At 76.5% G+C, this 18,332-nt stretch carries 14 protein-coding genes; 10 read left to right on the forward strand and 4 right to left on the reverse strand.

What is annotated here, in order from left to right; all coding sequences use genetic code 11:
• The first annotated feature begins 93 nt into the window (after positions 1-93).
• The 7 genes from BLR12_RS12270 (at position 94) to BLR12_RS12300 (ending at position 10,043) form a co-directional block, all read left to right on the forward strand.
• The gene (locus tag BLR12_RS12270; protein WP_176832476.1) at positions 94-1,341 is read left to right on the forward strand and encodes an MFS transporter; all 1,248 of its coding nucleotides are present in this window, start codon (positions 94-96) and stop codon (positions 1,339-1,341) included.
• A 209-nt stretch (positions 1,342-1,550) separates the two neighbouring features.
• Positions 1,551-3,644 (forward strand): putative bifunctional diguanylate cyclase/phosphodiesterase, encoded by a 2,094-nt coding sequence (locus BLR12_RS12275; protein WP_091378102.1) that lies wholly within the window; start codon positions 1,551-1,553, stop codon positions 3,642-3,644.
• Between the two features lie 125 nt (positions 3,645-3,769).
• On the forward strand, positions 3,770-4,456 hold the full coding sequence (locus BLR12_RS12280; protein WP_255363452.1) for an NYN domain-containing protein: 687 nt from the start codon (positions 3,770-3,772) through the stop codon (positions 4,454-4,456).
• Between the two features lie 5 nt (positions 4,457-4,461).
• Positions 4,462-5,961 (forward strand): phospholipase D-like domain-containing protein, encoded by a 1,500-nt coding sequence (locus tag BLR12_RS12285; protein WP_091378105.1) that lies wholly within the window; start codon positions 4,462-4,464, stop codon positions 5,959-5,961.
• A 125-nt stretch (positions 5,962-6,086) separates the two neighbouring features.
• Positions 6,087-6,734, forward strand: coding sequence for a flagellar brake protein (locus BLR12_RS12290; RefSeq protein WP_091378108.1), 648 nt, complete (start codon positions 6,087-6,089; stop codon positions 6,732-6,734).
• A gap of 43 nt (positions 6,735-6,777) precedes the next feature.
• On the forward strand, positions 6,778-8,469 hold the full coding sequence (locus BLR12_RS12295; RefSeq protein ID WP_091378111.1) for a GTPase family protein: 1,692 nt from the start codon (positions 6,778-6,780) through the stop codon (positions 8,467-8,469).
• On the forward strand, positions 8,466-10,043 hold the full coding sequence (locus tag BLR12_RS12300; RefSeq protein ID WP_091378114.1) for a GTPase: 1,578 nt from the start codon (positions 8,466-8,468) through the stop codon (positions 10,041-10,043). Before BLR12_RS12295 ends, BLR12_RS12300 begins: the two co-directional genes overlap by 4 nt.
• Positions 10,044-10,188: 145 nt before the next feature.
• Here the strand turns inward: BLR12_RS12300 and BLR12_RS12305 are convergent, their stop codons facing one another.
• On the reverse strand, positions 10,189-10,683 hold the full coding sequence (locus BLR12_RS12305; RefSeq protein ID WP_255363453.1) for an ATP-binding protein: 495 nt from the start codon (positions 10,681-10,683) through the stop codon (positions 10,189-10,191).
• A 153-nt stretch (positions 10,684-10,836) separates the two neighbouring features.
• On the opposite strand from BLR12_RS12305, the gene BLR12_RS12310 reads away from it, so the two are divergent.
• Positions 10,837-11,526, forward strand: coding sequence for a GAF and ANTAR domain-containing protein (locus BLR12_RS12310; protein WP_255363454.1), 690 nt, complete (start codon positions 10,837-10,839; stop codon positions 11,524-11,526).
• On the opposite strand, the gene BLR12_RS12315 is transcribed toward BLR12_RS12310, so the two are convergent.
• Positions 11,523-12,470, reverse strand: coding sequence for a nucleoside hydrolase (locus tag BLR12_RS12315; protein ID WP_091378117.1), 948 nt, complete (start codon positions 12,468-12,470; stop codon positions 11,523-11,525). The genes BLR12_RS12310 and BLR12_RS12315 overlap by 4 nt on opposite strands.
• 13 nt (positions 12,471-12,483) lie before the next feature.
• Complete coding sequence (locus BLR12_RS12320; protein ID WP_091378120.1) at positions 12,484-13,833, reverse strand: APC family permease; 1,350 nt, start codon at positions 13,831-13,833, stop codon at positions 12,484-12,486.
• Positions 13,834-14,141: 308 nt separating this feature from the next.
• On the opposite strand from BLR12_RS12320, the gene BLR12_RS12325 reads away from it, so the two are divergent.
• Both BLR12_RS12325 and BLR12_RS12330 read left to right on the forward strand, forming a co-directional pair.
• Positions 14,142-14,825 (forward strand): hypothetical protein, encoded by a 684-nt coding sequence (locus tag BLR12_RS12325; protein ID WP_091378123.1) that lies wholly within the window; start codon positions 14,142-14,144, stop codon positions 14,823-14,825.
• A gap of 838 nt (positions 14,826-15,663) precedes the next feature.
• Complete coding sequence (locus BLR12_RS12330) at positions 15,664-17,775, forward strand: SpoIIE family protein phosphatase (protein WP_091378125.1); 2,112 nt, start codon at positions 15,664-15,666, stop codon at positions 17,773-17,775.
• A gap of 10 nt (positions 17,776-17,785) precedes the next feature.
• Here the strand turns inward: BLR12_RS12330 and BLR12_RS12335 are convergent, their stop codons facing one another.
• Positions 17,786-18,205, reverse strand: coding sequence for an ATP-binding protein (locus BLR12_RS12335; protein ID WP_091378128.1), 420 nt, complete (start codon positions 18,203-18,205; stop codon positions 17,786-17,788).
• Positions 18,206-18,332 lie beyond the last annotated feature (127 nt).

An 18,332-nucleotide genomic window follows, 5' to 3' on the forward strand; every position in this document is an offset into this window, starting at 1 on the left:
ACCCGTGCCGCGCGTTCCACGTGGAACGCGCGGCAGGCGTGCGTTCCGAAATGCGGCGGACGGCGTCGGAGGCGGTGCCTACAGTCGGCAGCCGTGCAGCGGGTGGTCGAGGCGGTGCTGCCCGCGCGGATGGGGACGCCGTTCCGCTGGCTGGTCGGCTCCTCGTGGGTCAGCAACCTCGGCGACGGCATCGCGCTGGCGGCCGGCCCGCTCCTGGTCGCCGGCCAGACCCAGGACCCGCTGCTCGTCGCGCTCGGCGCCCTCCTGCAACGGCTGCCGTGGCTGCTGTTCGGCCTGCACGCCGGCGTCCTCGCCGACCGGGTCGACCGCCGCCGGCTGGTCATCGCCGTCGACATCGCCCGGGTCGGCGTCCTCGTCGTCCTCGGCACCGCGCTGTTCGCCGGGGACGTCGGCATCGTCGTCGTCCTGGCCGCGCTGTTCGTCCTCGGCGCCGCCGAGGTGTTCGCCGACACCGCCCACGGCACGTTGCTGCCGATGGTGGTCCCCCGCGCCGACCTGGGCGTCGGCAACGCCCGGCTGATGGCCGGCGTGCTCACCATGAACGAGCTGGCCGGCCCTGCCCTCGGCGCCGTCCTCTTCGCCGCCGGCACCGCCTGGCCCTTCGTCACCCAGGCGGTGCTGCTCGCGCTCGGCGCGCTGCTCGTGTCCCGGATGCGGCTCCCGGTGCGCGAGCGGCCGGCGGAGCGCTCGCACGTCGGCCGCGACATCGCCGAGGGGCTGCGCTGGACCTGGGGCAACGCCGCCGTCCGCACGCTGACCCTCACCATCGTCAGCTTCAACGTCACCTACGGCGCGGCGTGGTCGGTCCTGGTGCTCTACGCCGACCAGCAGCTGGGCCTCGGCCCGGTCGGCTTCGGGCTGCTCACCTCGGCCGTCGCCGTGGGCGGCATCGCGGGGACGGCGTCGTACGACTGGCTCGAACGGCACGCCAGCCTGGCCAACCTCATGCGCGTCGGCCTGGTGATCGAGACCCTCACCCACCTGGCGTTCGCCCTCGCCACCGCCGCGTGGGTGGCCATGGTGACCATGGTGGTGTTCGGGGCGCACGCCTTCGTCTGGAGCACGACGTCCCGCACCGTGCGGATGCGCGCGGTCCCGATGGACCTGCAGGGCCGCGTCGGCAGCCTCTACGCGATGGGCGTCTTCGGCGGCATCCTGCTCGGTCAGCTGATCGGCGGGCTCATCGCCCGCGTGTGGGGTGTGTCCGGGCCGTTCTGGTTCGGCTTCGTCGGCTCCGCGGTCATCCTCGCCTTCATCTGGTCGCAGCTCGGCCACATCGCCCACGCCGGTGACGACCTGGTGGAGTCCGCCCGGGTGTGATCGGCGCAACGCCCGCTGCCGCGCACTCCTGGGCACGCCGGTGCTCGCGAGCGCACCGGGCCCGGGTTCCGGCTCCCCGAATTGCGCGCGTGTGGTTACCCTCGGTGCTGCGTTGCGCGCCCGGCGCAGTCCGTGGGGGACGGCGGGTGTGGCGCGGTCTCTGCAGGGCGGGACCGACGTGTGCCGCAGGGGGAGAGAGAGCGGGCAGGGTGCACCGAGACCAGAGCGGGCGCGCCGCTTCCGTCGACCCCTTCTCCGCGGTCGCCGACGCCGTCTACCGCATCGACCGCCGCTGGCGCTTCACCTACGTGAACGCCGCCGCGGCCCGCCTGCTGGACCGCCGCGCCGAGGACCTGGTCGGCCAGGAGGCCTTCGCCTGCTTCCCGGAGATCGCCGGCACGGTCATCGAGGACGAGTACCGGGCCGTGCTCGGCGACGGCCGGGCCCGCGACTTCGAGTACTACCACGCGCCGCTGGGCCGCTGGTACGAGATCCGGGCCTTCGCCGACCCCGGCGGCCTCACCGCCTTCCTCCGCGACGTCGACGTCCAGCGCCACACCGCGCAGCAGCGCGCCGCGGCGCTGGCCCAGCTGGGCGCGGTCCTGGAGGCGCTGCCGCCGGCCACGGTGGTGCTGGACGGCGCAGGCCGGATCGAGATGGTCAACCGGGCCTGGACGGCCAACGGCGAGGAGCTGCAACGTGAGGGCGACCGGCCGGCCCGTGCCGGGGAGCGCTACCTGGACGCGATGGCCCGGTACGTCGACCGCGAGCACCACGAGTGCATCGCCGCGGGCCTGCGCGAGCTCGCCGGCGCCGAGGTCACGACCGCCGCCACGTTCAGCCTCGACTACTCCCAGCAGATCGGCCCCACCGAGTCCTGGTTCCGCCTGCAGGCGGCGCGGGTGGACGCCTCCGACCGGATCATCGTCACGCACACCGACATCACCGAGCGGGTGCGCGACCAGCAGGCCCTGGCCTGGCAGGCCAGCCACGACGACCTCACCGGGCTGCCCAACCGCGCCCGGATGCTGGAGCTCATCGGCGAGGCGCTGGTGGGCAGCCGGGGCCGCGCGGCGCTGCTGTTCCTCGACATCGACGGCTTCAAGACGGTCAACGACTCCCTCGGTCACGAGGTCGGCGACGAGCTGCTGCGGCAGGTGGGTGGCCGGCTCACCGAGCAGGTGCGCCCGGGGGACGCCGTCGGACGGCTGGGCGCCGACCAGTTCCTCGTCCTGGCCCGGGACTGCGAGGCCGCCGAGGCCGCGGCCCTGGCCTTCCGGCTGCAGAACTCCTTCTCCCGCCCGTTCCTGGCCGAGGGCATCTCGGTGCCGCTCTCGGCCAGCATCGGCGTGGCGGCCGCCGGGCCCGGCGCCGACCGCGCGCACCAGCTGCTCAGCGACGCCGACGCCGCCGCCTTCGCCGCCAAGGGCGCCGGGCGCGACCGGGTGCACGTCTTCTCCCCGGGGCTGCGGGATGCCGCGCGCTGGCGGCTGGAGGTGGCCAACCGGCTGCGGGACGGCGCCGTCGACGAGTTCGTCGTCCACTACCAGCCCCTGGTCCGCGTCGACACCGGCGAGATCGAGGGCGTGGAGGCGCTGCTGCGGTGGCAGCACCCCGAGCGCGGGCTGCTGACGCCGGACGCCTTCCTGTCCGTGGCCGAGGAGACCGGCCAGCTCATCCCGATCACCCGCTGGCTGCTGGGCGAGACCACCCGGCAGGCCGCCGAGTGGGCCGACCAGGGGCTGCCGCTGCGCATGTCGGTCAACATCAGCGCCCGGCACTTCTCCGCCGAGACGCTGGTCCGCGACGTGCGGGTGGCGCTGCACGACTCCGGGCTGGCCCCGGAGAACCTGGTGCTGGAGCTGACCGAGACCAGCGTCGCCGAGGACCCCACCCGCGCGGAGGACCAGCTGGCGATCCTGCAGAACTCCGGCGTCATCGTGGCCATCGACGACTTCGGCACGGGCTGGTCCTCCCTCGCGCAGCTGCTGGCCCTCCCCATCGGCACGCTGAAGATCGACCGCTCGCTGCTGAGCGCCGCCGCCCGGCTCGCCGCAGGCGGCACCGGGCCGGTCCTCGCCGCGATCGTCTCGCTGGCCCGCACCCTCGGCATCCGCTCGGTCGCCGAGGGGGTGGAGACCGCCGAGCACCTGCAGATGGTCCGCGAGGCCGGCTGCGACCTCGCCCAGGGCTACCTGCTGGCCCGCCCGATGCCGGCCTCCGACGTCCTGCGGTGGGCGACCCGGATCCGGGACGCCGGTGGTGACTCGTGCGCGCTGGCGCTGCAGGCGCAGGGCCGCTGAGCGGTCTCGCGCGGGCCTCCGGGCTGCGCCGGCGGACGCCGCGGCGCGCGACGGCACCCGCCGGTCCGCCGCGCTCGGCCGGTGCGCCGTCCCCCGACGACCGACCGGCGGGGCAGACTGCCCCCGTGACCGACCTGGACGCCGCAGCCGAGACGGCACCCGCCGACGCGTTCGACGGGCGGGGCCGCCCGGCCCTGGACCTGCTGATCTGGGACGCGCCCAACATCGACATGACCCTGTCGACGGTCATCGGCGCCCGCCCCACCGCGGAGACGCGACCCCGGTTCGACGCGATCGCCTCCTGGTTCGTCCAGGGCGCGGGCGACCCCGGCGCCCCGGACGCCCCCGAGGTCGAGGCCTGCGTCTTCGCCAACATCCCGCCGGTGGTCGGCAGCCTGCAGCGCTGGGTGGAGGCGCTGCGCAGCTTCGGCTTCGCGGTCTTCGCGCGGCCCAAGCAGCAGCCCGACGACGACATCGACCAGGCGATGCTCGACCACATCGAGGTCCGCCAGCACAGCCACCGGCTGCGCCGCCTGGTCGTCTTCTCCGGCGACGGCCGCAACTTCGCCGAGCCGCTGGAGGAGCTGGCCCGCACCGGCACGCAGGTCACCGTCGTCGCCTTCAGCGAGGTCGCCGGCTACGCGATCAGCTCGGACCTGCTGGAGTTCATCGACATCGAGGACGTGCCCGGCGCCTTCGCCGTCCCGCTGGACCGGGTGCGCCTCGACGCCCTGCCGCCGGACGGCGCGTGGCTGCGGCCCACCCGCAGCCTGCGGGACTTCGTCGCCTCCTACGTCCGGCGCAACGGCTGACCGGGGTGGCCGACGGAGGAACCGGGCCGGTCGCCACCGAGGACCTGCTGGTCCCGGGGGAGACGTGCTGGCGGATCGAGCGGGCGGACGCGCACGCCGTCTTCGTCGACGCCGCCGACTACTTCGCCACCCTGCGGACGGCGGTGCTGCAGGCGAAGCGCCGGGTGCTGTTCATCGGGTGGGACTTCGACCCGCGGATCCGGATGGACCCGCGCGGGACCCGGCGCCGCACCAGGCGACGGCGGCCGGACAAGCTGGGCCGGGTGCTGGAGGAGGCGGTCCGCACCAACCCGGAACTGGAGATCGGCGTCCTGGTGTGGGACTACGGCGTCATCGGCGCCCTGGCCCGCGGCGTGGTGCCGGTGGTGCTGCTCGACCGGCGCACCCCGGAGCGGCTGACGATGACGGTGGACACCCACCACCCGATCGGCGGCGCGCACCACCAGAAGATCGTGGTGATCGACGACTGCCTGGCCTTCGCCGGCGGCATCGACGTCACCGCCGACCGCTGGGACACCCCCGAGCACCTCGACCGGCACCCGCTGCGCCGCCGGCCCTCCTCGCACCGGCTCACCGGCCCCTGGCACGACGTCACCAGCCTGGTGTCCGGGCCGGCCGCCCGGGCGCTCGGCGACCTGGCGAGGGAACGGTGGGAGAGCGGCACCGGACGGCGCCTGGAGCCGGTCGCCGACGTCGAGGCCTGCTGGCCCGACGGCGTCGAGCCGCTGCTCACCGACGTGGACGTGGCGATCTCGCGGACCCGCCCCGAGCACGGCGGGACCAGCCTGGTGCACGAGATCGAGCTGCTCTGGCTGGCCGCGATCGCCGGGGCCCGGCGCACCGTCTACATCGAGAGCCAGTACTTCGCCAACCGCCGGATCGCCGAGGCCATGGCCGAGCGGCTGCGGGAGCCCGACGGCCCGGAGTTCGTCGTCGTCAACCCCGAGACCGCCGAGGGGTGGCTGCAGGAGAAGGCGATGGGCACCGCCCGGGCCAAGCTGCTGGCGCTCCTGGGGGAGGCCGACGTGCACGGCCGCTTCCGGCTGTACGTGCCGGTCACCGAGGGACGGCGGCCGATCTACGTCCACGCCAAGGTCATGGTGGTGGACGACCGGCTGCTGCGGATCGGCTCGTCGAACCTCAACAACCGGTCGATGGGGCTGGACACCGAGTGCGACGTCTCCATCGAGGTGCGCCCCGGCGACCCACGCCGCGACGAGCTGGCCGCGACCGTGACCGGGCTGCGCGACCGGCTGCTGGGCGAGCACCTCGGCGTGCCGCCGGGCGCGGTCGCCGACGCGGTCGAGGCCTCCGGCGGGTCGCTGCTGCAGGCCGTGGAGGCCCTGCGCCGGCCGGTCGGGCGCTCGCTGGAGCCCTTCACCCCGCCGGACCTGGGGCCGGTGGAGCAGACGCTGGCCGACACCGAGCTGCTCGACGCCGAGCGGACGCCCAACCGGTGGCGGCGGGTGCGGCGCAGCTTCCGGCCGCGCCTGAGCCGCCGCTGACGGCTCGGACCGGGGTCCCGCCCCGACCGGGGTAGCTGCCGGAGCCGTACCGCTCAAGTCCTCGTCGCAGGTGCCGAAGAGAACTCGAGGACCCAACCACGGCTGACGGCGATCGGAGGAGGGTCATGAGCGTGGCCGACCTGAGCGTGGCCGACCTGCGCCCGGAGATCGACGTCGAGGTGGAGATCACCCCGGTGGGTCGCACCCTGTCGGTCAGTGCCCGGGTCGAGGACGCCGGGCCCGCGGACGTGGTCGTGCGCCCGGGGGTCAGCGGCTTCGTCGACGAGGCGGTGGTCGCCGTCGGCGAGCGGGTGAGCGTGCTGTGGCTCAGCAGCGAGGGCGCGCGGGCGCTCCCCGCCGACGTCGCGACGGTCGAGCGCGGGGCCGTGCCCCGCTGGCACCTGAAGGTCGTCGGCCCGGCCGAGGCCATCCAGCGCCGGCAGGCCGTCCGCGCCCGTGTCGCCCTGCCGGTGGTCGCAGTGGTGAACGGCATCGACCTGGAGGGGGACATCGTCGACATCAGCGAGGGCGGCGTCCGCGCCGTCGTGGAGCCCTACGGCGTCACCCCGATCGCGGGGAGCACGCTGTCGCTGACCGTGCAGCTCGAGGAGGGGCCGATCACGGCCCCCGCCGAGGTCGTGCGCCAGCAGACCGTCGACGCCCGCTGGGCGCTGTCCCTGCGCTTCACCGACCTGCCCGAGAAGGAGCAGGACCGGCTGCGGCGCCGGGTCTTCCGGGCCATCCGCGAGGAGCGCGCCCGCCACTCGGAGTAGGGCGGTCCGACTAGGAACGTCCTCGGCGGGATAGTCCCGTGGGGTGACGCTGCCCGCTCCCCTGCCCGAGGCCCTGGTCGCCCTCCGGGACGCGGTCGCCGCCGCCCCGCTGGGCCTGGCCACCCCGGGCAGCGAGGCCGCCCGCCGCGCGGCCCGCGGAGTGGTCGAGCAGGTCGACGACTACCTGCTGCCCCGGCTGCGGGACCTCGACGCCCCACTGCTCACCGTCGTCGGCGGCTCGACCGGCGCGGGCAAGTCCACGCTGGTCAACAGCCTGATCGGCGCACCGGTCACCACCGCCGGCGTGCTCCGGCCGACCACCCGGGCGCCGGTGCTGGTCTGCGCCCGCAGCGACGTGGCCGCCTTCGAGGGGAACCGCGTGCTGCCCGGCCTGGCCCGGGTCACCGGCGGCGCCGGGGGTCCCGGCACGCTGCAGCTGGTGCCGCGGGACGACGTCCCGCCCGGCCTGGCGCTGCTCGACGCGCCGGACGTCGACTCGGTCGTCGAGTCCAACCGCGAGCTCGCCGCCCAGCTGCTGGCCGCCGCCGACCTGTGGGTCTTCGTCACCACCGCGGCCCGCTACGCCGACGCCGTCCCCTGGGACGTGCTGCGGACGGCGCAGGAACGGGGCACCGCGCTGGCCGTCGTCCTGGACCGGGTGCCGCCCGGGGCCGCCGCCGAGATCGCCCCCGACCTGGCCGGGATGCTGGAGCGCGCCGGCCTGTCGGGGGTGCGGCTGTTCGTCGTCGAGGAGCGGCCGCTGGTCGACGGGTTCCTCCCCGAGGACCAGGTCGGCCCGCTGCGGGCCTGGCTGCACGCGCTCGCCGCCGACCAGGAGCAGCGCGCCGCCGTCGTCCGGCAGACCCTCACCGGCGCACTGGCCAGCCTGGGCGACCGGGTGGCCGGCATCGCCGACGCCGTCGAGGAGCAGGTGCAGGCCGCGACCGCGCTGCGGCAGGCGGCCGCGGCGGCCTACACCGCCGCCTACGAGGGCATCGACGAGGGCGTGCGCAGCGGCAGCCTGCTGCGCGGCGAGGTGCTGGCCCGTTGGCAGGAGTTCGTCGGCACCGGCGAGTGGATGCGCTCGCTGCAGAGCTCGATCGGCCGGGTCCGCGACCGGGTCACCGCCGCGCTCACCGGCCGGACCTCGCCCGCCGACGAGCTGCAGGGCGCGCTGGAGACCAGCGTCGAGACACTGCTGCGGGCCGAGGCCGACCGTGCCGCCGAGCGGACGGTCACCACCTGGCGGGCGCTGCCGGGCGGGCAGCCGCTGCTGGCGGCGGCGGACACCGACCTCGACCGGGTGTCCCCCGACTTCCCCGAGGCCGCCGCCGCGCAGGTCCGGGACTGGCAGGGGTACGTGCTCGACCTGGTCCGGGAGGAGGGCGCGGGCAAGCGCAACCAGGCCCGGGTCCTCTCCTGGGGGGTCAACGGTGCCGGCGCCGCCGTGATGGTCGCCGTCTTCGCGCACACCGGCGGGCTCACCGGCGGGGAGGTGGCGGTCGCCGGCGGGACGACGGCGCTGGGGCAGCGGTTGCTGGAGGCGGTGTTCGGCGACGCCGCCGTCCGCTCGCTGGCCGCCCGCGCCCGGGAGGACCTGCAGGCCCGGGCCGACGCCCTGCTGCGGTACGAGCAGGGCCGCTTCGACGACCTCGTCGACGAGGCCGGGCCCGGCCCCGGGGACGCCGCCGCGCTGCGGGCCGCCGCCGCCGGGCTGACCGCGGCCCGGGCATGAGGGGACGCACCGCGCCGCTGGCCGACCGGCTGGCGGCTCTCCGGGAGGCGGTCGAGGTCGCCGACGGCCGCCTTGAGCTGCCCGAGCTGGGCACGGCCCGGGCGCTGCTGGCCAAGGCCGGTGCCCGCGAGGCGCTCGGCGACGCGACCGTGGTCGCCCTGGCCGGCGCCACCGGAAGCGGCAAGTCCACGCTGTTCAACGCGCTGTCGGGCAGCGAGGTGAGCAGTCCCGGCGTCCGCCGGCCCACGACCGGCGTCGCGCACGCCACCGTGTGGGGCGCCGACGAGACCAGCGACCGGCTGCTCGACTGGCTGCAGGTGCCCCGCCGGCACCGGCACGCCCCCGAGCCGGCGCTGGACGGGCTGGTGCTGCTGGACCTGCCCGACCACGACAGCGTCCGGCTCGAGCACCGGCTGGAGGTCGACCGGCTGGTGCAGCTGGTCGACGTCCTGGTGTGGGTGCTCGACCCGGAGAAGTACGCCGACGCCGCCGTCCACGAGCGCTACCTGGTGCCGCTGGCCGGGCACGCGGGCGTGCTGCTCGTCGTCCTCAACCAGGTCGACCGGCTCGACCCCGCGGCGGTCCGCGCCTGCCTGGCCGACCTGCGCGGCCTGCTGGACCGGGAGGGGCTGTCCGGCACGCCGCTGCTGGCGGTCTCGGCGCGCACCGGGCACGGCCTGGGCGAGCTCCGCGCCGACCTGGCCCGGCGGGTGTCGGCGCGGCGCGCGGCGACCGACCGGCTGACCGCCGACGTCCGGGGTGCGGCCACCGCGCTCGCCGCCCACTGCAGCCCGGGCGGTGGGGGCGGCGTGGGCCGTGCCGAGCGCGAGCAGCTGACCGCGGCGCTGGCCGACGCCGCCGGGGTGCCCGCGGTGACCACCGCCGTCGAGCGGTCGGTGCGCCGCAGCGGGACGGCGGCCACCGGCTGGCCGGTGGTGCGCTGGACGCGGAAGCTCCGCGCGGACCCGCTGGAGCGGCTGCACCTGGGGAACGAGGGCGGGCGGACGTCGCTGCCGTCGGCGGGGGCGGTGCAGCGGGCCGGGGTGACCCGGGCGGTGCGCTCGGCCCGCGAGGCCGCCGGTGACGGGCTGCCGCAGGCCTGGCGCGACGAGCTGCGGCGCACCGCGGAGGTCTCGGAGGAGCGGCTGGCCGACCGGCTCGACCAGGCGGTCGCCGGCACCGACCTCGGCACCGAGCGCACCCCGCTGTGGCAGCGCGGGGTGGGCGGGTTGCAGTGGCTGCTCACCCTCGTCGCGCTGGCCGGGGCGCTGTGGCTGCTGGCGCTGGTCGTCCTCGGTTTCGTCCAGCTCGACGACGTCGTCCCGCTGCCCCGGGTGGAGGGGATCCCGCTGCCCACGCTGCTGCTGGTCGGCGGGTTGCTGGCCGGGGCGCTGCTCGCCCTGGTGGCCCGGCCGCTGGTCGGGCTGCGGGCCCGGCGGCGGGCGCGGCGGGCGGAGCAGCGGCTGCGCGCGGCGGTGGACGTGGTCGCCCAGGAGGAGGTGCTCGGTCCCATGGCCGAGGTCCGCGAGGACCACGACCGCTACTGCGCCGCGGTCACCAGAGCGGGGAAGTAGGGCTCTGCCGCCGAGGAGTGGGCCCCGGGACGCAGCAGACCGGCCGAGCACTCTCGCGCTGTTCCCCGCGCCCTCGCGCTCGTGCAGCGGCGCGACAGAGGGCGCAACAGCGCCAGAGTGCTCACCACCGATGCGATGTCACCGCTCAGTCGTGCCGGTGGCACTCCCCGGCGCGCGGCTCCGGCACCTGGCCCGTCTCCAGGGGAGCGAGCCCGTTGGGCAGCAGGGCCCAGACGTGCTTGCGGCCGGGACGCTGCTCCCAGCCGTAGCGCTCGGACAGCTGGGCGACCAGGTGCAGCCCCATGCCGCCGAGGGCCGGGTCGCGGTCGACGGCGGGCACCGGGGGCCGGTCGGGCGCCTCGTCGCTGAGGTCGAGCAGCCAGCCGTCGGTGCCCGCGACGACGAGCGCGCGCACCGCGCCGCCGCCGTGCCGCAGCGCGTTGGAGGCCAGTTCCTCGAAGACCAGCAGCAGCCCGTCGCGCGCGTCGTCGGTCGACGTGGAGCAGACCGAGGGGTGCGCGATCCGGGCACGGAGATCGGCCCGCACCCGGGAGACGACGTGCATGACCTCGAGCTGCCAGTGCCACACGTCGCCGGCTATGGAGGGGACGGGCACGTGCGGCCACGGCTCCTGGCCCAAGGCAACCTCCTCCGCCGTCGCTGGGCGTCGGGACCGGCGTGGATCCACGGCCGGCCCGCCCCCATCCTGACCGAAAGGGCCGTTTCCCGCAGCGGCGGCCCCCGGACGGCGTCGACCTGCCGGGAGTTCGTGGTCACCGGGCACACTGGCCGCGTGCAGGAGCTGTGGCGTGACCTGAGCCGGGTGGTGCTGGCCGAGCGGGGCCTCGACGACGTCCTCGGCGAGGTCACCGACATCGCGGCCCGCAGCATCCCCGGCGCGGAGTCCACCTCGATCACCCTCGTCCGCGGCGACCGGGCCTTCACGGCCGCGCACACGGGGGAGATGGCGCTGGCCGCCGACGAGTTGCAGTACGAGCGCGGCTACGGGCCCTGCATGGACGCCGGGCGGGCCGGCGTGGTCCTCCGGGTCGACGACATGCGCACCGAGGAGCGCTGGCCGGACTACACCGCCCGGGTGCAGGGGGTCGGCGTGCGCAGCTCGCTGTCGGTGCCCCTGCCCTACCAGGGCAGCACGCTCGGTGCGCTCAACGTCTACTCCACCAGGCCGGCGGCGTTCGCATCCGCGGAGTCGGAGGAGGTGGCGACCGCCGTGGCGGAGGCGGTCGCGATCGCCGTCCTGAACGCCGACGCGCACGACCGGGTCGTGGAGCACGCCCGCAACCTGCGGCTGGCGATGGAGTCCCGCGCGGTCATCGAGCAGGCCAAGGGCGTGCTCATGGCCCAGCAGAAGCTGAGCCCGGAGCAGGCGTTCGAGGTCCTGCGCGAGGCCTCGCAGCGCTACAACCGCAAGCTGCGGGACATCGCCGCCGGCGTCGTGGCGTCCGTCGCGGGCCAGCGCTAGAGCCGCGAGCGGGCCAGCGCCTCCAGCCGGGCCACCAGGAACTCCACCGCGGCCGCGCTGTCGACGGTCTCGGCCACGTCCACCGCGGTGGGGGACCCCGACACGGCGCGCCGGTCGACCAGCGTCTGCCCGCGGCCGGCGCCCAGGGTGGTGTCGACGACGACGTCCCGCCGCACGGTGCCCAGCGTGCCCGGCGCGATCGCCTCGGTCAGCGCCAGCGCGTCGTGCAGCACGACGCCGGTGGTGCCGTAGGTGGTCCGGGCGTGGTCGAGGTACTGCTGCAGCACCGCCGCGGCGGTCGCCCCGACCGGCCCGGCGGCGGCGAAGCGGGCGACGCCGTCGTCGTCCAGGACCGTGGGCAGCGTGACGTCCAGGCCGACCAGCACGGTGGGGACGGCGGAGCCCAGCACGCGCTGCGCGGCCTCCGGGTCGGCCCACACGTTGAACTCGGCGGCCGCGGTCACGTTGCCGCCCCGCGCCGCCGAGCCGCCCATGAGCACCAGCCGGCCGATCCGCTCGGCGGCCTCGGGATGGGTGGCCAGCAGCAGCGCGATGTTCGTCCAGGGGCCGATCGCGGCCACGGTCACCGGCTCCTCGGCGGCCATGAGCAGCTCGGCGAGCACGACCACGGCCGGGCGCGCGTCCGGGACGGCCGGAGAGGGCTCGAGCTTCACCCCGCCCAGGCCGGCCTCGCCGTGCACGTGGCCGGCGCGCTCGGGCTGGCGGTAGACCAGCGACTCGCGGGCACCGGCGGCCACCGGGACGTCGGACCGCCCGGCCAGGTGCAGCACCCGCAGCGCGTTCTGCGTGGTCTGCGCCAGCTCCACGTTGCCGTGCACCGTGGTGACCAGGCGCAGGTCGACCTCCGGGCTGGCCAGCGCCAGCAGGATCGCCAGGGCGTCGTCGATTCCGGGGTCGGTGTCGATCACGAGGGGGGTCGCCACGGGCCCGATCCTGTCAGCCGCGCCGGGCGCCCTCCGCGGCGCTCGGGCGCCGGTCGACCAGCCGGGTGACGGCGTACAGCACCACCCCGCCGAGCAGCAGCAGCCCGGCGATGCCCCACACCCGCGCCTCCTGCTGCCAGAGCAGCAGCAGGCAGGAGGCGATGCCGAGCACCGGCAGCACCGTGGGGGCGCGGTAGTGGGCGGCCTCGACGGGGTCGCGGCGCAGCACCAGCACCGCGGTGTTCGTGCTGAGGAAGACGAACAGCAGCAGCAGTACCACCGTGTTGGCCAGGGTGGTGAGGTCACCGACCAGCGTGAGCGCCATCGCCACCGCCGTGGTGACGGCGATGGCCACCCACGGCGTCCGCCGGTGCGGCAGCACCCGGCCCAGGACGGCGGGCAGCAGCCGCTGCTCGGCCATCCCGTAGGCCATCCGGCTGGCCATGATCATCGTGAGCAGCGCGCCGTTGGCCACCGCGACGAGCGCGACGGCGCTGAACAGCCGGTCGGGGACGCCGGCGTCCGCGGCGCGCACCACCTCCAGCAGCGGGCCGGAGGAGGCGGCGAGCTCGTCCGGTGACAGCACCACCGACGCCGCCAGCCCGACCAGCACGTAGACCGCGCCGGCGGCCAGCAGCGAGCCGAACAGCGCCCGCGGGTAGACCCGGCGCACGTCCCGCACCTCCTCGACCAGGTTGGCCGAGGTCTCGAAGCCGACGAAGGAGTAGTAGGCGAGCAGCGCGCCGGCCAGCACCGCCGAGGCCGGGGCGACCCCGGGCGCGAACTCCACCGTGCGGCCCAGGTCGCCGTCCCCACGGCCCAGCACCAGCGCGCCGAGGACGACGACGAGCACCAGCCCGGACACCTCGACCAGCGTCATCACGACGTTGGCGCCCAGGGACTCCTTGATGCCGCGGGCGTTGAGCAGCCCGACCAGCAGCAGGAACACCAGCGCGGCCGGCGCGGCGGGCACGTCGAGGAAGACGCCCAGGTAGTCGCCCGAGAAGGCCAGCGCCAGCCCCGCCGCGCTGGTCACCCCGGCGGCGAGCATGCAGAAGCCCACGAGGAAGGCGACCACCGGCTGCCGGAACGCCCGCTCGGCGTAGACCGCCGATCCGCCGGCGCGCGGGTACTTGGTGGCCAGCTCGGCGTAGGACGCTGCGGTGAGCAGGGCCAGCACGAGCGCGAGCAGCAGCGGCACCCAGATCGCGCCGCCGACCTCCGCGGCCACCGAGCCGGCCAGCGCGTAGACGCCGGCGCCGAGGACGTCGCCCAGGATGAACAGGAAGAGCAGCTTCCCGGTGACGGCCCGGCGCAGCCGGGTGTCGGGCTCCTCGGCGGCGGGCGCGGTCGGGGTGCTCACCCGGGGGTCCTGCTCCGCGCCGCGCGCCCGCAAACCATGCGTGAGGAGCCCGACACGCGGGCGCGCCGAGCCGCGTCCCGGGGTGACCGGGCCCCTGATCTGGGCGTTCCACGCTCGGGACGGCACGGCTTGTCGACAAGGGGGCGCCCGCCGAGGAGGGTCACCGGACCCCGCGGGGCAGCGTCACAACGGTTCGGTCACGCGCCCTCCAGCGGGTGTCGCAGGAGCCCGTCGCGCAGGGCCGCCGTCCCTACCTTTCTCGTTGTCCGCAGCACACGGCACCGCGGCACGACAGACAGGAGGACGTCATGGCGAACGACCGGGCACTGCTCCCGAGCCCGCCGCACACGACGGACGACCTGACCCTCAGCGGCCTGCTCGACGTGCTGGACCGGGCCGAGCCGCTGCCGGTCCGCGCCGGGCACCGTCCCCGCCGCGCGGTCGTGCACCGCGCCGCCGTGGCCCGCCCGCGCGCCGCCGTCCGCCCGGTCCCCGTGCCGGCCCAGCGCCCCCGTCCGGTGACCCCCGTGCCGGCGCCGGCCGCGGTCCCGGGCTGGACCGCGCCCGCTCCGGCGCCCGCGCCCCGTCCGGGCCTGCGGACCCGGGTGCGCCGCCTGGTCCGCCGGCTGGCGATGTGGGGTGCCGGACCCGACGGCGCCCACCTCGCGTGGGGCCGCCCGGCTCCCGCGGCGCCGGCTCAGCGCCCCGACGGCCCGGTGCTGCTCACCGAGCTGCCCAGCACCCCCACGATCCAGCCCGCGGCGCCTTCCCCCGCCGCGGCGCTCCGTCCGGCCCGGTCTCCCCGGCCGGCCGGCTCCCCCCGCGTCCCGGTGGTCGCCCCGCTCGCCCGGCAGCTGCCGGCACCGCGGCCTGCCCCCGCACCGAGGACCGCGCAGGGGAGCCGCCAGCCGGGAGCAGCCCGGGCGTCCGCGCCGGCCCGGTCGCGCGGCGACCCGCGGCCCCCTCCGGCACGGGGACAGCCACCCGGCTGAGAAAGGACCCCGTCCTCCCACGGCACCCGCTGCGGACGCCGTCCCCCGCACCGCCTCCGGCCCCGGCCGCCGCTCCCCGCTCGCCACGGGGACCGCGACCGAGTCCCGGCAGGTCCCCGCTCCTCCCGACCGACCCCGCACCGCCCTGGCTGTCCCTCCGACGGGAGTCCTCCCGCCGCCCCAGACGTCGCTGCTCCACCGGTCCCCGCCTCGACCCCCCGCCGACTGCGTCCCTCGAACGCAGCGTGCGGACCCTCCAGGGAGGCGGCGACCGCAGCGCGGCACGGGTGTCGGCGACGGGTCCCGTCACCGGGGACGACAGGTCCGCGCCGGTACCCGTCCCCCGGGTCTCTGACCGGCACCGACCTGGCCGGCGCTGCGGGAGCCGCCCACCGGTCCGGGAGTCGACCGCAGGAGACCCGCCCGGGCACGCTCCGGGTCAGTGCGCCGCAGGACGGGCACCCCGCACGGCACCGCCGTCCCTCCCACCGCCCACGGCGGGCGCCCCCCGGTCCGGGGAGCGCCCGCCGTCGGCGGTCCTGCACGTCCCTCCCGCCCCTCCTGCACCACGTCCCGTATCCGCAGCGGCACCGCGTCGTTGTCGTCCATGGAGCCCCGCGCCACCCGGTGGCGCGGCCGGCGTCCGCGGGTCCCGCCTCCCCTGCCCCCGGGGGCGGGACCCGCGCAACCGGGCGTGTCGCGCTCGGCACACCGAGTGGCCGGAGAGCGCCGGAGCATGAGAGAAAGGGACGTTGCCTGCCGGTGCGGAGAGCCGGGCAGCGCCGACGGCCCGGTCCCGCCGTGCCCGACACCTCCCGAGGATGCGAGTGAGCCGACCGTGAGCCCGGAGCGGACGCCGGCCGGTGCCGGGGGCCCGGACCGGGACGCCGAGGCGACCCGCCTGCGGTTCGACCTGGCCATCGACGCCGCCGGGATCGGCGGTTTCGACTGGGACCTGGTCTCCGGCCGGCTGGACTGGGACGACCGGATGCTGGAGGTCTTCGGCTACGACCGGTCCACCTGGCCCGGCACGATCGACGCCTTCGCCGACCGCATCCACCCCGCCGACGCCGCCCGCACGCTCGGCGCGCTCCAGGAGGCGATCGAGACCCGCGGGGAGTACGACGCCGAGTTCCGGGTGGTGCTGCCCACCGGGGAGACCCGCTGGGTGCAGGGCCGCGGCCGGACGCTCGCCGACGAGCGGGGGACCGCCGTCCGGCTGCTGGGCGCGGGCTACGACACCACCGAGCACCGGCAGACCGACGCCCGCGTCGCCCGGGTGCTGGAGTCGATGAACGCCGCCTTCTTCGCCCTGGACCGCGAGTGGCGGTTCAGCTACGTCAACGGCGAGGCCGAGCGGGTGCTCGCACGCCCGCGCGGGGAACTGCTCGGCGGCGACATCTGGGAGCTGTTCCCCGCCGCCGTGGGCAGCGACTTCGAGGCGCACTACCGCGGCGCTGCCGCGACCGGGCGGGAGCGGGTCTTCGAGGCGTACTACCCGCCGCCGCTGGACGCGTGGTACGAGGTGCGCGCGTGGCCGGGCCCCGACGGGTTGTCGGTCTACTTCCTCGACGTCACCGAGCGCCGCGCCGCCGAGGAGCGGGCCCGGGCCGCCGCTGCCCGGCTCGCCCTCGTCGCGGAGGCCGGCGCGGTGACCGGCGGGACGCTGGACTCCGGGGCGGGGGAGGACGCCGCGCTGCAGCGGCTCGCGGAGTCCGTCGTCCCCGTGCTGGGGGACTGGGTGATCGTCAGCCTCGCCGGCCCCGACGGCCGGATGCGCGACGTCGGCAGCTGGCACCGCGACCCGGCGCTGCGGGCGACGGTCGCGCGCTACGCCCAGCTGCGGCTGGCCGCACTGCCGCCGGACGCGCCGATCCTGCGGGCGCTGGCCTCGGGCCGGACGCTGGGCGTCGCCGACGTCGGGGCGACCGTCGGCCGCACCCTGCCGCCGGGCGAGGTCAGCGACGTGTTCTGGACCCTGGACCCGCGGACGGCGGTGACGCTGCCGATGGCCGCCCGCGGACGCACGCTCGGGGCGTTGAGCATCTACCGCTCGGCGGGCCGCCTGGCCGCCGACGAGGACGACGTCGCCGCCGCCCAGGAGGTCGCGGCCCGCGTCGCCCTGGCGCTGGACAACGCCCGCCTCTACGAGCAGCAGCGCCGGCTGGCCGAGGGTCTGCAGCGCAGCCTGCTGACCGCCCCGCCGGCGCCGGACTCGGCGGAGATCGCCGTCCGGTACCGGCCCGCGGTGGAGGTCGCCGAGGTCGGCGGCGACTGGTACGACGCGTTCGTGCAGCCCTCCGGGGCGACGGTGCTGGTGATCGGCGACGTCGTCGGGCACGACACCGAGGCCGCCGCGGCCATGGGGCAGCTGCGCGGGCTGTTGCGGGGCATCGCCTACCGCGACGGGATCGGTCCGGCGCAGGTGCTCAGCGACCTCGACGCCGCGGTGCGGGGGCTGGGCATGAGCACGATGGCGACCGCCGCGGTCGCGCGGGTCGAGCAGACCCCCGAGCAGCGGGACGCCGGGCTGACCACCCTGCGCTGGTCGAACGCCGGGCACCCGCCGCCGCTGGTGCTGCACACCGACGGGCGGGTGGAGGCGCTGGAGGCCGGGCGGCCCGACCTCATGCTGGGCGTCGACCCGGCCGCGGCGCGGGGGGAGCACGAGGTGACCGTGCGTCGCGGGGCGACCCTGCTGCTCTACACCGACGGGCTGGTCGAGGGCCGTGACCTGCCGTTGGACGAGGGCATCGGCCGGCTGCGCGACGCCCTGGCCGACCTCGGTGACCAGCCGCTGGAGCAGCTCTGCGACGCGGTCATCGAGCGGCTGCGCCCGGAGCGCCTGCAGGACGACATCGCCCTGGTCGCGATCCGCCTCCACCCGCAGGGCGACGGCGGCGCTCAGCGCGGCAGGGGAACGCCACGTGACCGCGGTGTCGGCCGGTAGGCCGACGAGGTCATCGCAGGAGGGCCCAGACGTGCTTGGCGCCGTCGGTGCAGTACCAGCCGTGGTCGGTGGCGAGCTCGGCGATCAGGTAGAGCCCGAGACCGCCCTCGCTCGGGTCGCGGTCGATCGCGGGGGACGGCGGGGTGTCGGGCGCGCCGTCGCGGACCTCGATCAGCCAGGCGTCGCCGAGCAGGCGCACGGAGGCGCGGACGGCGCCGCCGCCGTGCCGCAGGGCGTTCGAGGCCATCTCGTCGAGCGCCAGGACCAGCCGGTCGCGCAGGTCGGCGAGGTGCGGAGCGCAGAGCTGGGTGCGCAGCTCGGCGCGGACGTCGGGCAGCTCGGCCACGGTCCCGAGGTCCCAGGCGTAGCGCTCGGGCGCCGCCGGGGGACGTGCCGACGGCCAGATCACGCGGGCCGTCTCGCCTCTCACGCCCCTGGTCCCCTTCACCTGCTCGTCCCGCCCGGAGGCGGACCTGGGTCCATCGCCCGGCGGGCGTGACCGACCGACGGCTCGCGGGCGAGCCGAACACCTGCGTATGGGTTCACCGGAGCCGTTC

This window comes from Geodermatophilus sp. DSM 45219, assembly GCF_900104025.1.
In the GTDB taxonomy this organism is placed as follows: Bacteria; Actinomycetota; Actinomycetes; order Mycobacteriales; family Geodermatophilaceae; genus Geodermatophilus.